The sequence below is a fragment of the Rhizobium sp. YJ-22 genome (genome assembly GCF_029601685.1).
Classification (GTDB): Bacteria; Pseudomonadota; Alphaproteobacteria; order Rhizobiales; family Rhizobiaceae; genus Metarhizobium.
Window position 1 is genome coordinate 24,466 of record NZ_JARRIR010000025.1, and the last position, 12,427, is coordinate 36,892.

The 12,427-nt window shown below is 63.2% G+C and carries 8 protein-coding genes; 7 read left to right on the forward strand and 1 reads right to left on the reverse strand.

The window, feature by feature from the left end:
- The first annotated feature begins 190 nt into the window (after positions 1 to 190).
- From P7F60_RS28730 to clpB, 6 genes are all read left to right on the forward strand, one after another.
- Positions 191 to 1,465: an aspartate kinase gene (locus P7F60_RS28730; protein ID WP_277920965.1), complete on the forward strand. Its 1,275-nt coding sequence runs from the start codon at positions 191 to 193 to the stop codon at positions 1,463 to 1,465.
- A gap of 83 nt (positions 1,466 to 1,548) precedes the next feature.
- Positions 1,549 to 3,816 carry a phosphoenolpyruvate--protein phosphotransferase gene (ptsP, locus tag P7F60_RS28735; RefSeq protein ID WP_277920966.1) on the forward strand — a complete coding sequence of 756 codons (2,268 nt, stop codon included), beginning with the start codon at positions 1,549 to 1,551 and terminating at the stop codon, positions 3,814 to 3,816.
- An 84-nt stretch (positions 3,817 to 3,900) separates the two neighbouring features.
- Positions 3,901 to 4,983: a peptide chain release factor 1 gene (gene prfA, locus P7F60_RS28740; RefSeq protein WP_277920967.1), complete on the forward strand. Its 1,083-nt coding sequence runs from the start codon at positions 3,901 to 3,903 to the stop codon at positions 4,981 to 4,983.
- On the forward strand, positions 4,980 to 5,861 hold the full coding sequence (gene prmC / locus P7F60_RS28745) for a peptide chain release factor N(5)-glutamine methyltransferase (protein ID WP_277920968.1): 882 nt from the start codon (positions 4,980 to 4,982) through the stop codon (positions 5,859 to 5,861). The genes prfA and prmC overlap by 4 nt, the downstream gene beginning before the upstream one ends.
- A gap of 327 nt (positions 5,862 to 6,188) precedes the next feature.
- The gene (locus P7F60_RS28750; RefSeq protein WP_277920969.1) at positions 6,189 to 7,001 is read left to right on the forward strand and encodes a DUF4167 domain-containing protein; all 813 of its coding nucleotides are present in this window, start codon (positions 6,189 to 6,191) and stop codon (positions 6,999 to 7,001) included.
- Between the two features lie 276 nt (positions 7,002 to 7,277).
- Positions 7,278 to 9,878 (forward strand): ATP-dependent chaperone ClpB, encoded by a 2,601-nt coding sequence (gene clpB / locus P7F60_RS28755; protein WP_277920970.1) that lies wholly within the window; start codon positions 7,278 to 7,280, stop codon positions 9,876 to 9,878.
- A gap of 74 nt (positions 9,879 to 9,952) precedes the next feature.
- Here clpB and P7F60_RS28760 read toward each other — a convergent pair whose 3' ends face one another.
- Complete coding sequence (locus P7F60_RS28760) at positions 9,953 to 11,896, reverse strand: M23 family metallopeptidase (RefSeq protein WP_277920971.1); 1,944 nt, start codon at positions 11,894 to 11,896, stop codon at positions 9,953 to 9,955.
- A 222-nt stretch (positions 11,897 to 12,118) separates the two neighbouring features.
- Here P7F60_RS28760 and P7F60_RS28765 point away from each other — a divergent pair, with 222 nt between their 5' ends.
- The gene (locus P7F60_RS28765) at positions 12,119 to 12,259 is read left to right on the forward strand and encodes a hypothetical protein (protein WP_277920972.1); all 141 of its coding nucleotides are present in this window, start codon (positions 12,119 to 12,121) and stop codon (positions 12,257 to 12,259) included.
- Positions 12,260 to 12,427: the final 168 nt, after the last annotated feature.

The following is a 12,427-nucleotide window of genomic DNA, read 5'->3' on the forward strand; positions in this document are numbered from 1 at the left end:
GCTTTTCGGGCTTCGTCCCGGCCGATCCCCATGCGTCATAAGCGCGTCACAGGCCGAATTCGGCCCGCGAGGCCATTGCGCCAGACGGGCGATTTCGCTAAGAGACCCCCCGGAAACGCCGTGGCCGGCAAGGCGCGGCAGTGGATTGGGCTGGCGCCTCACGGCGCCCACAGGCATCTGGAATGAGCCAATGGCACGCATCGTGATGAAATTCGGCGGCACCTCCGTCGCGGATCTGGACCGTATTCACAATGTTGCCCGTCACGTCAAACGTGAGGTGGATGCCGGCCATGAGGTGGCGGTGGTCGTTTCGGCCATGTCGGGCAAGACCAACGAACTGGTTGCCTGGGTGCAGAACATGCCCAAGGTCGCGGGCGCCGATTCCCCCTTCTACGACGCGCGTGAATATGACGCCATCGTCGCCTCCGGCGAGCAGGTGACGTCAGGCCTGCTGGCGATCGCGCTGCAGTCGATCGGCGTCAACGCGCGGTCCTGGCAGGGCTGGCAGATTCCGATCCGCACCGACAACGCCCATGGCGCCGCCCGCATCCTCGAAATCGACGGCGGTGACATCATCCGCCGCATGCAGGAGGGCCAGGTCGCCGTCGTCGCCGGCTTCCAGGGGCTCGGTCCCGACAATCGCATCGCGACGCTCGGACGCGGCGGCTCCGACACCTCGGCCGTGGCGATCGCCGCCGCCGTCAAGGCCGACCGCTGCGACATCTATACCGATGTCGATGGCGTCTACACCACCGATCCGCGCATCGAGCCGAAGGCGCGGCGCATGAAGAAGATCGCCTTCGAGGAAATGCTCGAAATGGCTTCGCTCGGCGCCAAGGTGCTGCAGGTGCGCTCGGTCGAGCTCGCCATGGTGCACAAGGTCCGCACCTTCGTTCGCTCCAGTTTTATAGACCCCGACGCGCCGGGCATGGGCGATTTCGACAACCCGCCCGGAACGCTGATTTGTGACGAGGAAGAGATCGTGGAACAGGAAGTCGTAACCGGCATTGCCTATGCCAAGGATGAAGCCCAGATTTCGCTGCGCCGCGTTTCCGACCGGCCCGGCGTCGCGGCCGCCATCTTCGGACCGCTGGCGGAGAGCCACATCAATGTCGACATGATCGTCCAGAATATTTCCGAGGACGGCTCGCGCACCGACATGACCTTCACGGTTCCCTCGGGGGACCTGGAAAAGGCGGCGAAGATCCTCGCCGACAACAAGGAGCGCATCGGCTTCGACGTCATCCAGAGCGAATCAGGCTTGGTGAAGGTGTCGGTCATCGGCATCGGCATGCGCTCGCATGCGGGCGTCGCCGCCACCGCCTTCCGGGCGCTGTCGGAAAAAGGCATCAACATCAAGGCGATTACGACCTCGGAAATCAAGATTTCCATCCTGATCGACGGTGCCTATGCCGAACTTGCTGTACGGACTTTGCATTCCTGCTACGGTCTCGATAAAAGCTGAACTTGATCCGGTCGTGACCGGCTGCGGCAAGACCCGCGGCCAGCCTTCCGGGTGAGGCAATGAAGAGCGGGAGCATGCACGCGATGAGAGACCTGTCCGCAGGTCCGCGCGTCCTGCTCAAGCGGCTGCGCGAATTGATGGCGGAGCCGCTTGGGCCTCAGGAGCGCCTGGACCAGATTGTTCGCCAGATTGCGCAGAACATGGTTGCGGAAGTGTGCTCCGTCTATGTGCTGCGCGCCGATGGCGTTCTCGAACTCTATGCGACCGAGGGCCTGAACAAGGACGCGGTCCATCTCGCCCAGCTCAAGATGGGCCAGGGCCTCGTCGGCACCATCGCGGCCAGCGCTCAACCGCTGAACCTCTCCGACGCCCAGGCGCATCCCGCCTTCCGCTACCTGCCGGAGACCGGCGAAGAAATCTACCATTCCTTCCTCGGCGTGCCGATCCTGCGGGCGGGACGCACGCTCGGCGTCCTCGTCGTCCAGAACAAGGCGCAGCGCAATTATCGCGAGGAAGAAGTCGAGGCGATGGAGACCACCGCCATGCTTCTGGCGGAAATGGTGGCGACGGGCGAGCTCAAGAAGATCACCCGCCCCGGCCTCGAACTCGATCTCAGCCGCCCGGTCACCATCGAGGGCGACGGCTATAACGAGGGCATCGGCCTCGGTTACGTCGTCCTGCACGAGCCGCGCATCGTCGTCACCAACCTCTTGAACGACGATGCCGACAAGGAAGTCAATCGCCTGGCCGAAGCGCTCGGTTCGCTGCGCATCTCCATCGACGACATGCTGTCGCGCCGCGATGTCTCGATGGAGGGCGAGCATCGCGAGGTGCTCGAAACCTACCGCATGTTCGCGCATGACCGCGGCTGGGTGCGCAAGCTCGAAGAGGCGATTCGCAACGGGTTGACGGCGGAAGCCGCGGTCGAGAAGGTGCAAAGCGACACCAAGGCGCGGATGATGCGCCTGACCGATCCCTATCTGCGCGAGCGGATGCATGATTTCGACGATCTCGCCAATCGCCTGCTGCGGCAGCTAACCGGCTTCGGGCCGGGCGCAACCGGCGACGGCCTGCCGCAGGATGCGATCATCCTGGCGCGTGCCATGGGCGCTGCCGAACTGCTCGACTATCCGCGCGCCAACCTGCGCGGTCTCATCCTCGAGGAGGGGGCGGTCACCAGCCATGTGGTGATCGTCGCCCGCGCCATGGGCATTCCGGTGGTCGGCCAGGCGGCCGGCGTCGTGGCGCTCGCTGAAAACGGCGACGCCATGATCATCGATGGCGACGAGGGGCTGGTGCATCTGCGGCCGGTCAACGACCTGCAGCGCGCTTACGAGGAAAAGGTCAAGCTGCGCGCCCGCCGGCAGGAGCAGTTCCGGGCGTTGCGCGATGTCGAGCCGATCACCCGCGACGGCCGCCGCATCAATCTGCAGATGAATGCCGGCCTGCTGGTCGATCTGCCGCAGCTCTTCGAATCCGGCGCCTCTGGCATCGGCCTGTTCCGCACAGAATTGCAATTCATGATCGCCTCGAAGATGCCGAAGGCGGAGGAGCAGGAAGAATTCTATCGCGCCGTGCTGCGCCAGGCGGCCGGGCGGCCGGTGACCTTCCGCACGCTGGATATCGGCGGTGACAAGGTCGTGCCCTATTTCCGCGGACATGAGGAAGAGAACCCGGCGCTCGGCTGGCGGGCGATCCGCCTGGTGCTTGACCGGCCCGGCCTGTTGCGCACCCAGCTTCGGGCGCTCTTGAAGGCCTCGGCCGGGGCCGAACTGAAGATGATGATCCCGATGGTCACCGAGGTCCCTGAGATTCGGGCGGTGCGCGATCTCTTCCAGAAGGAGCTCCAGCACCTGTCGAAATTCGGCCATCCGCTGCCGCGCAAGCTGCAGTTCGGGGCGATGCTGGAAGTGCCGGCGCTGCTCTGGCAGCTCGACGAATTGATGGCCGAGGTCGATTTCGTCTCGGTCGGCTCCAACGACCTGTTCCAGTTCTCGATGGCGGTGGATCGCGGCAATGCTCGCGTTGCCGATCGTTTCGATACGCTGGGACGGCCGTTCCTGCGCATCCTGCGCGACATCGCCCGCGCCGGTGAGCGCAACGGCACAACCGTGACGCTGTGCGGCGAGATGGCCGGCAAGCCGCTTTCGGCCATGGCCCTGCTCGGCATCGGCTATCGTTCGGTGTCGATGTCGCCGACCTCGATCGGTCCGGTCAAGGCCATGCTGCTCGGCCTCGATGTCGAGCAACTGGCCGAGATGCTGAACACGGCGCTGGACGAGCGGTCGCCGAGCATGTCGATCCGCGAAATCCTGACGCAATTCGCGCAGGCGCACAATATTCCGCTCTGAGGCGGACAATTTTATCTTTACGCAATTCCGGGCGCAAACCGCTTCATGCTTTTGCCGGATTGCCGTCGTGAACCGGAGTATCGCTTGGCCCAGCTTCCTGTCGAGAAAATGCGCGAACTGGAACGCCGGTTCGGCGAGATCGAGGCGCGCATGTCCGCCGGGCCGGCGGCCGACGTCTACGTGAAGCTTGCCTCGGAATATTCCGAGTTGCAGCCGGTCGTCGCCCGCATCCGCGACTACCACAAGGCCGAAGCCGAACTGGCCGATCTCGACACGCTGCTCTCCGACAAAGGTGTCGACCGCGAGATGCGCGATCTCGCCGAAATGGAGCTTCCGGATGTCAAGGCGCGGCTGGAGGCGCTGGAAAAAGATATCCAGATCCTGCTCCTGCCCAAGGACGCCGCCGACGAGAAGAGCGCCATCCTCGAAATCCGCGCCGGCACCGGCGGTTCGGAAGCGGCGCTGTTCGCGGGCGATCTTTTCCGCATGTACGAGCGTTTCGCCGCTGGCAAGGGTTGGAAAGTCGAGGTGCTCTCGGCCAGCGACGGCGATGCCGGCGGCTTCAAGGAAATCATCGCGACGATTTCCGGACGCGGCGCGTTTGCGCGGCTGAAATTCGAATCGGGTGTACACCGCGTGCAGCGCGTGCCGGAAACCGAGGCCAGCGGTCGCATCCATACGTCGGCAGCCACGGTCGCCGTGCTGCCTGAAGCAGAGGAGATCGACATCGACATCCGGCCGGAAGACATTCGCATCGATACGATGCGGTCCTCGGGCGCCGGAGGCCAGCACGTCAATACCACCGATTCGGCTGTTCGTATCACCCATCTGCCGACCGGTCTTATCGTGACCAGCTCGGAAAAGAGCCAGCACCAGAACCGCGCCAAGGCGATGCAGGTCCTGCGCTCGCGCCTCTACGACATCGAACGGCAGAAGGCCGACAGTGAACGTTCCGCCGACCGCAAGAGCCAGGTCGGTTCCGGCGACCGTTCCGAGCGCATTCGCACCTATAATTTCCCGCAGGGACGAGTGACCGACCACCGCATCAACCTGACGCTCTACAAGCTCGACCGGATGATGGAGGGCGAGATCGACGAGATCGTCGATGCGCTGATCGCCGATTACCAGGCGGGGCAACTCGCCCAGCTCGGCGAGCAGCAGCCATGACCGGCACCGGCGACCGGCGGCTGGCGGATGTTGTCCGGGCGGCGCGGTCGCGTCTCGCCGAGGCCGGCCTGGCGGATGCGGCCATCGAGACGCGTATGCTGATCGGCGGCCTGCTCGGCCTCGACGCGACCGAGATGTTTACCGGTGGCGACCGTATTCTCAGTGAATCGGAGGTCGCAAAGATCGATGCGGCGCTCGAACGGCGGCTGAAGCGCGAGCCGGTGCATCGCATTCTGGGCGCGCGTGGCTTTCACGGCTTGCATCTGACCCTGTCGCCGCAGACGCTGGAGCCGCGTCCCGATACCGAGGTTCTGGTCGAAGCCGTCCTGCCGCATGCATGGCGCATCGCGGCCGGGGAGGGGAGGGTCGATATCCTCGATCTCGGCGTCGGCACCGGCGCCATCGGGCTGGCGCTGCTGAAGGCATGTCCCGAGGCGCATGTGCTCGGCACCGACATTGCCGGGGGCGCCCTTGCAACGGCACGGGAGAATGCCCATATCAACGGCGTGGCGGAACGCTACCGGACGCTTGCCAGCGACTGGTTTTCGCAGGTGACGGGCCGATTTCACATCATCGTCTCAAATCCGCCCTATATCGCATCCAAGATCATCGAGGCGCTGGAACCGGAGGTCAGGAACTTCGACCCCATGGCGGCGCTGGATGGCGGGCCGGACGGGCTCGACGCCTACAGGGCCATCGCCCGGGGTGCTGCGGCCCATCTCATGCCGGACGGCATCGTCGCCCTTGAAATCGGATATGATCAGACGGAAACGGTGAGCGCGATTTTTGCAGCGCAAGGCTTCGTTTTCAGCGAGATGGCCAGGGACTATGGCGGCAATGACCGGGTCCTTGTGTTTATGGGCAACAGGTCTGGATAAAGTGCCGCCAAAACCCAGCATATTTTATCGCATCTGCGAGAAAATGCTTGGATTTCCAAGGGAAGCGGGATAGTTTGCCTTTACGTGTCGGGCAGTCGGGGCGAGCGAGATTCGCTCGAGTCTTCTTAAGGCCACAGGTTCTCTCAGATGAGAGTTTCACGGGGTTGAGTACTTCCGGCACGTGAATCAGGTAATTTGACTTGATGTCAGAGCGGATCGGCGCCCCCGCGTCCTCTGCAACCGGCGCTTTTGGGCTTTGATCGGATTTCCGATCCGTCCGCGGCGCTTCCTACACCACCATATATGAACATTCAGGTGAGCGAATCGATGAGGCCAGGACAGCAGAACAAGCGCGGTCGAGGGCGTGGCAATAACAATAATAACAACAACAATGGCGGCAACAACAATTTCAACCGCAAGGGTTCCAATCCGCTGACCCGGACCTATGACAGCTCCGGTCCCGATATCAAGATTCGCGGAACCGCCCAGCATATCGCCGAGAAATATGCCGCGCTTGCGCGAGATGCCCAAAGTTCAGGCGACCGCGTCATGGCGGAAAACTACCTCCAGCACGCCGAGCATTACAACCGCATCATCGCTGCCGCACAGGCGCAGATGCAGGAACGCTTCCAGCGTGACGACCGCAACGATTATGCCGATCGCGACAGCGACGACATGGACGCTGTCGGCAACGACATGGACGACGCCGCCATGGAAGCGCAGCCGGTGCAGGCGCCCGCGCCGCAGCAGCCGCAACCGCGCCGCCAGCACAACAACGAGCGTCAGCATGCGCCGCGCCAGACCGCTCAGGCCCAGTCACAGCCGCCCCAGCCCCAACCGGTGGCCCCGGTTGCCGCCGCGCCGGAACCGGTTGCCGCTACCGAGCCTGCCCCGGAACCGGCGCCCGCGCCGGCTCCCGTCATCGATGGCAGCGGCCCGCAGCCGGTGATCGAAGGCACGCCGGCCGAAGTGGCGATCGAGGCGGAAGAGGCCGCCGCGCCGCGCGCCAAGACGCCGCGCCGCCGCACCGGCGCCGCCACCCGTCCGCGCCGCCAGCCGCGCCGCGCCGGTGGCGAGGAAGCTGCCGAAGGCGAAGCCTCCGGCGAGACGCCCGCTCTGGAAGCGGCCGGCTCGGAATAAACAGTTTTTTCCTGACGATTTGCAGAACCCCGGCCTTGCCGGGGTTTTTGCGTTTCGGGCCTCGGTTCTTCTGATTTGGCGAATGCGGCTGCTCTTGCCGAATTCTCGCACGAAACTCCTCGATGCCCTCTTTAAACGGGCGATTTGCTCTCCCATATCCATTTCGAAAGCGAGGCCAATCCCAACTGCCCCGCCATCCGGTTCGCCTGAACGGGAACCGATCCTATCCCGCCGTTTCGCGCCGATACGGGCGAAGCGGACTTCTGGAGGTACATCATGAACGTTGAAAAATATTCCGAGCGGGTTCGCGGCTTCCTGCAATCGGCGCAGACCTATGCGCTGGCCGAGGGGCATCAGCAATTCACCCCCGAACACGTATTGAAAGTACTGCTTGACGACGACCAGGGCATGGCTTCGTCACTCATCCAGCGTGCCGGCGGCAATCCGCGCGATGCGCGCCTCGCCAACGACGCTGCCCTTGCCAAGTTGCCCAAGGTTTCCGGCGGCAACGGCAATGTCTATCTGTCGGCGCCGCTGGCCAAGGTCTTCTCGACTGCCGAGGACGCCGCCAAGAAGGCGGGCGACAGCTTCGTTACCGTCGAACGCCTGCTTCTGGCGCTGGCCATCGAGCCGAGCGCATCTACCTCCGAGACCCTGAAAAAGGCCGGCGTCACCGCGACCGCGCTCAACCAGGTCATCAACGACATCCGCAAGGGCCGCACCGCCGACAGCGCCAATGCCGAACAGGGTTTTGATGCGCTGAAGAAATATGCCCGCGACCTGACGGCGGAAGCCCGCGAAGGCAAGCTCGACCCGGTGATCGGCCGTGACGACGAAATCCGCCGCACCATTCAGGTTCTGTCGCGCCGCACCAAGAACAATCCGGTGCTGATCGGCGAGCCCGGCGTCGGCAAGACCGCCATCGCCGAAGGTCTGGCGTTGCGCATCGTCAATGGCGACGTGCCCGAATCGCTGAAGGACAAGAAGCTGATGGCGCTCGACATGGGCGCGCTGATCGCCGGCGCGAAATTCCGCGGCGAGTTCGAGGAGCGTTTGAAGGCAGTCCTGAACGAGGTCCAGTCGGAAAACGGCGAGATCATCCTGTTCATCGACGAGATGCACACGCTGGTCGGCGCCGGCAAGGCCGATGGCGCCATGGATGCGTCGAACCTGTTGAAGCCAGCGCTGGCCCGCGGCGAGTTGCATTGTGTCGGCGCGACCACGCTCGACGAATACCGCAAGCATGTGGAGAAGGATCCGGCGCTGGCGCGTCGTTTCCAGCCTGTTATCGTCGATGAGCCGACGGTCGAGGATACGATCTCGATCCTGCGCGGGTTGAAGGAGAAATACGAGCAGCACCACAAGGTGCGGATCTCCGATTCGGCACTGGTGGCGGCTGCGACGCTCTCCAACCGCTACATCACCGACCGTTTCCTGCCCGACAAGGCCATCGACCTGGTGGACGAGGCGGCTGCGCGGCTGCGCATGCAGGTCGATTCCAAGCCGGAGGAACTGGACGAACTGGATCGCCGCATCATCCAGCTCAAGATCGAGCGTGAAGCCCTCAAGCGCGAACCCGATCAGGCCTCGGCCGACCGGTTGCTGCGGCTCGAATCGGATCTCACCTCGCTCGAAGAGCAGGCGGATGCGCTGACGGCCCGTTGGCAATCCGAAAAGCAGAAGCTCGGCCTTGCCGCCGAACTGAAGCGCAAGCTGGACGAAGCGCGCAACGATCTTGCCATCGCCCAGCGCAAGGGTGAGTTCCAGCGCGCCGGCGAACTGGCCTATGGCATCATCCCCGGGCTCGAAAAGGAGCTGGCGGAGGCCGAAGAGCAGGACTCCGGCGCCGGCGGCATGGTGCAGGAAGTCGTGACCCCCGACAACATCGCCCATATCGTCTCCCGCTGGACGGGCATCCCCGTCGACAAGATGCTGGAAGGCGAGCGCGACAAGCTGCTGCGCATGGAAGACGAACTGGCAAAGTCCGTCGTCGGCCAGGGCGATGCGGTGCAGGCGGTGTCGCGTGCGGTTCGCCGGTCTCGCGCCGGTCTGCAGGATCCCAACCGGCCCATCGGTTCGTTCATCTTCCTCGGGCCTACGGGCGTGGGCAAAACCGAATTGACCAAGGCGCTGGCGCGCTTCCTGTTCGACGACGAGACCGCGCTGGTGCGCATGGACATGTCCGAATATATGGAAAAGCATTCCGTTTCCCGCCTGATCGGCGCCCCTCCGGGCTATGTCGGTTATGACGAGGGCGGTGCGCTGACTGAGGCCGTTCGCCGCCGTCCCTATCAGGTCGTGCTGTTCGACGAGATCGAAAAGGCGCATCCGGATGTGTTCAACGTGCTGCTGCAGGTGCTGGACGACGGTCGCCTGACCGACGGACAGGGCCGCACGGTCGATTTCAAGAACACGATCATCATCATGACCTCCAATCTGGGGGCTGAATACCTGACGAACCTGCGCGACGACGAGGATAGTTCGGCGGTGCGCGATCAGGTGATGGACGTGGTCAAGGCGTCGTTCCGGCCGGAATTCCTCAACCGCGTCGACGAGATCATCCTGTTCCACAGGCTGCGTCGCAGCGAGATGGGCGCCATCGTCGAAATCCAGCTCAAGCGGCTGGTCTCGCTGCTCGCCGAGCGCAAGATAACCCTCGATATGGACGAGGATGCCCGCGCCTGGCTGGCCGACAAGGGGTACGATCCGGTTTACGGCGCGCGTCCGCTGAAGCGCGTCATCCAGAAATACGTCCAGGATCCGCTGGCCGAGAAGATTCTCGGCGGTGAGGTGCCGGACGGATCGCGGATCCACATCACCTCCGGAACGGACCGGCTGCTATTCTCGGTTCGCGACCAGGTCAGCAAGGCCGCGTAACCGCGCAGTCGGACAAAAAGAAATGAAGACGGCGGGTCATTGGCCCGCCGTTTGCATATCTGGTTATGCAACGCTTACTTCTTGGCGATCTGCTTGCTCTTGTCGTCGGACTTCAAAAGCGCGTCGATGCGCTTGCGTTCGACTTCGAATTTCGCCAGCGCATCGCCCTCCAGCGATTTGCCGCCGGGCAGGCGCACGCGCAACGGATCGACCTTGGTGCCGTTGACGATCAGTTCGTAATGCAGATGCGGGCCGGTCGACAGGCCGGTCGTGCCGATCCAGCCGATCACCTGTCCCTGTTTGACCTTGGCGCCGGGGGTCACGCCCTTGGCGATGGCGCTCTGGTGATTGTAGGAGGAGACATAGCCATTGGCGTGGCGGATCAGCGTCTGGTTGCCGTAGCCGCCGGAATCCCAGCCGGCCTTTTCGACGGTGCCGTTGCCGGCGGCGATGATCGGCGTGCCGCGTGGGGCTGCCCAGTCGGTGCCGGTATGCATGCGCGAATAGCCGAGGATCGGATGGCGACGCATGCCGAAACCCGACTTGAACACGCCGTTCGGCACGGGATTGCGCAGCAGGAACTGGCGGATGCTCTTGCCGTTCTCGTCGAAATAATCGACGCTCATGTCTTCCGGGTCTTGATAGCGGTAGAAACGCGTATCGTTTTCGCCGAAATGGGCATCCACATAGAGCAGTTCCGAATCGGCGGTCGCCTTGCCGCTGCCGTCGGTCACCGAGAAAAAGGCTTCCAGTGTATCCGTCGGCTTCAGTTGCGCCTGGAAATCGACATTGCTGGCCAGAAGCTTGATGATCAGCGCCGTCATTTCCTTGTTCATGCCATAGGAAAACGCGGCGCGATAAATGCCGTCATAGACGCGCGGCAGATCCCGGGCGGCCACGGTCGGCGTCGCCCGGTCGTCGAAGGCGGTGGCGATCGCTTCCAGCATCGGCGGTTCAGCGCCGCGCACGAACGCGCCCTTGTCATCGCGGGCAATGGTGCCGACATGAGCGGCGCGGCGGTAGAGGCTGGCGCGCACGACGGTCGCTTCCTCGCCCTTCTGGACGATGCCGATGCGCAGCACGTCGCCGGCCGACAGCGTAGCCTCCGGCAGAAGCTTGGCGATGTTCTCGGCGATCTCCGCGCTCTGCGCCTTGGCATAACCGGAATCGGCCATGGCGCGCTCGACGGATGTGTCGCTGTTGACGGGAATGATGTCGTCGGCGAATTCCGGTGTGTTCGACGTCACCGATTCCGGGGCGGTGACCGACATGTTTTCCTCGAGGATGCGGGCGGCGCTGAGACCCTCGGCCAGGTCGACGTCGCCATCGGCGGCAAAGCGCTGCGGATCGACGTAATAAAGTGCGGCCACCTGGCTATCGCCGTCGGTCAGCACCGAACCGTTGGAGCGGACGTTCTCTTCGACTTCTTCCAGCGACATGGAGGGCGCATAGGTATAGTGCGAGCCATGGGTCGGGAAAGCGACGGTTTTCAGGCTGACTTCCGATTCGACGTCGGAGCCGTAGATGACCCCCGTGCGTGCCGCGACGGCGGTCGCCCGTTCCTCCGTTGAAAAGATCGACAGCGGATCGAAGGCCGGATAATCCTCCGCTGCGGCGTGGTTCGCGGCCAGCGCCATCTTCACATGGGCAAAGGGTTGGCGCCGGACCAGTTCCTTCTCGCCGTCATGAACAACGGTGGAGACTTCGAGAATCTGCCGATCCACCGGCTTGGCGGCGATCGCGGTCGCAAACAGCCGGCCACCACGCACGACATTGTCGTCGTCGACCGGCTTGGTATCGGTCATGGCATAGGCTTCCGCAGGAATGGCCAGTTGCTGGCGTCCGTCGAGCGCGGCGAACAACGCAACGCCCATGAGGACGCTCGACGTGATGCCTGTCAGAAACGTGCCCGCCAGCCAGCGCAACGATACCTCGCGCCGATCCGGCGCCTGGCGTCCGTCGGCGAGGATCGGCGCCTCAGTGCCGAGGGATCGGACAATGTTCCTGTCAGTGACCACGGTCGAGAATGCCCGCCTTGTTGTCTTTTAAGATTGCCGGCTGGAAGAAGTGCATCTTTCGATGTCTCAAGTCAAACGGCTTGCGACGCGGTCGAACCGCGTTGCGATCGACGAGCATAGATCATTCGAATGTGAAATTGTCAGGGCAGCCGTCGGATGCAGAGCGAGAAAGGCGAACTGCACAAAACCAGCTTGCTTACATAAGGTAAAAACGAACGTTTGATGTCGCTTCAGAAAAAAATGAAGGAGATTCAAGCGATTGCGAGATTTTTGATATTTTTGTTACAGGCCGTGTTGACAGTCGGCGGCTCACCGGCCTATAAGCAGCTCATCAACGAGGGCGGCGCTGTCGCTTGCGAATAAAGGCGCGCCTCGGTAAACCGCACAATCGAACGCTTTCTGCAAGGGTTTCTTGCAATAGGTCGTTCGTCTTGCGTCAGGCCAATCGGTCTGTGTTCTTTGACAAGTTGGTTATGTAGAAGAAAGAGAGACGTGGACGGCGCGTTTGTGTGGAACACAGATAGCGTGACG

What these genes read in the sequence shown, in the direction of transcription:
- prmC (WP_277920968.1), top strand. Translation starts at nt 4,980, where the DNA reads ATGACCGGCACCGGCGACCGGCGGCTGGCGGATGTTGTCCGGGCGGCG.
- P7F60_RS28765 (WP_277920972.1), top strand. Translation starts at nt 12,119, where the DNA reads ATGTCGCTTCAGAAAAAAATGAAGGAGATTCAAGCGATTGCGAGATTT.
- ptsP (WP_277920966.1), top strand. Translation starts at nt 1,549, where the DNA reads ATGAGAGACCTGTCCGCAGGTCCGCGCGTCCTGCTCAAGCGGCTGCGC.
- P7F60_RS28750 (WP_277920969.1), top strand. Translation starts at nt 6,189, where the DNA reads ATGAGGCCAGGACAGCAGAACAAGCGCGGTCGAGGGCGTGGCAATAAC.
- P7F60_RS28730 (WP_277920965.1), top strand. Translation starts at nt 191, where the DNA reads ATGGCACGCATCGTGATGAAATTCGGCGGCACCTCCGTCGCGGATCTG.
- clpB (WP_277920970.1), top strand. Translation starts at nt 7,278, where the DNA reads ATGAACGTTGAAAAATATTCCGAGCGGGTTCGCGGCTTCCTGCAATCG.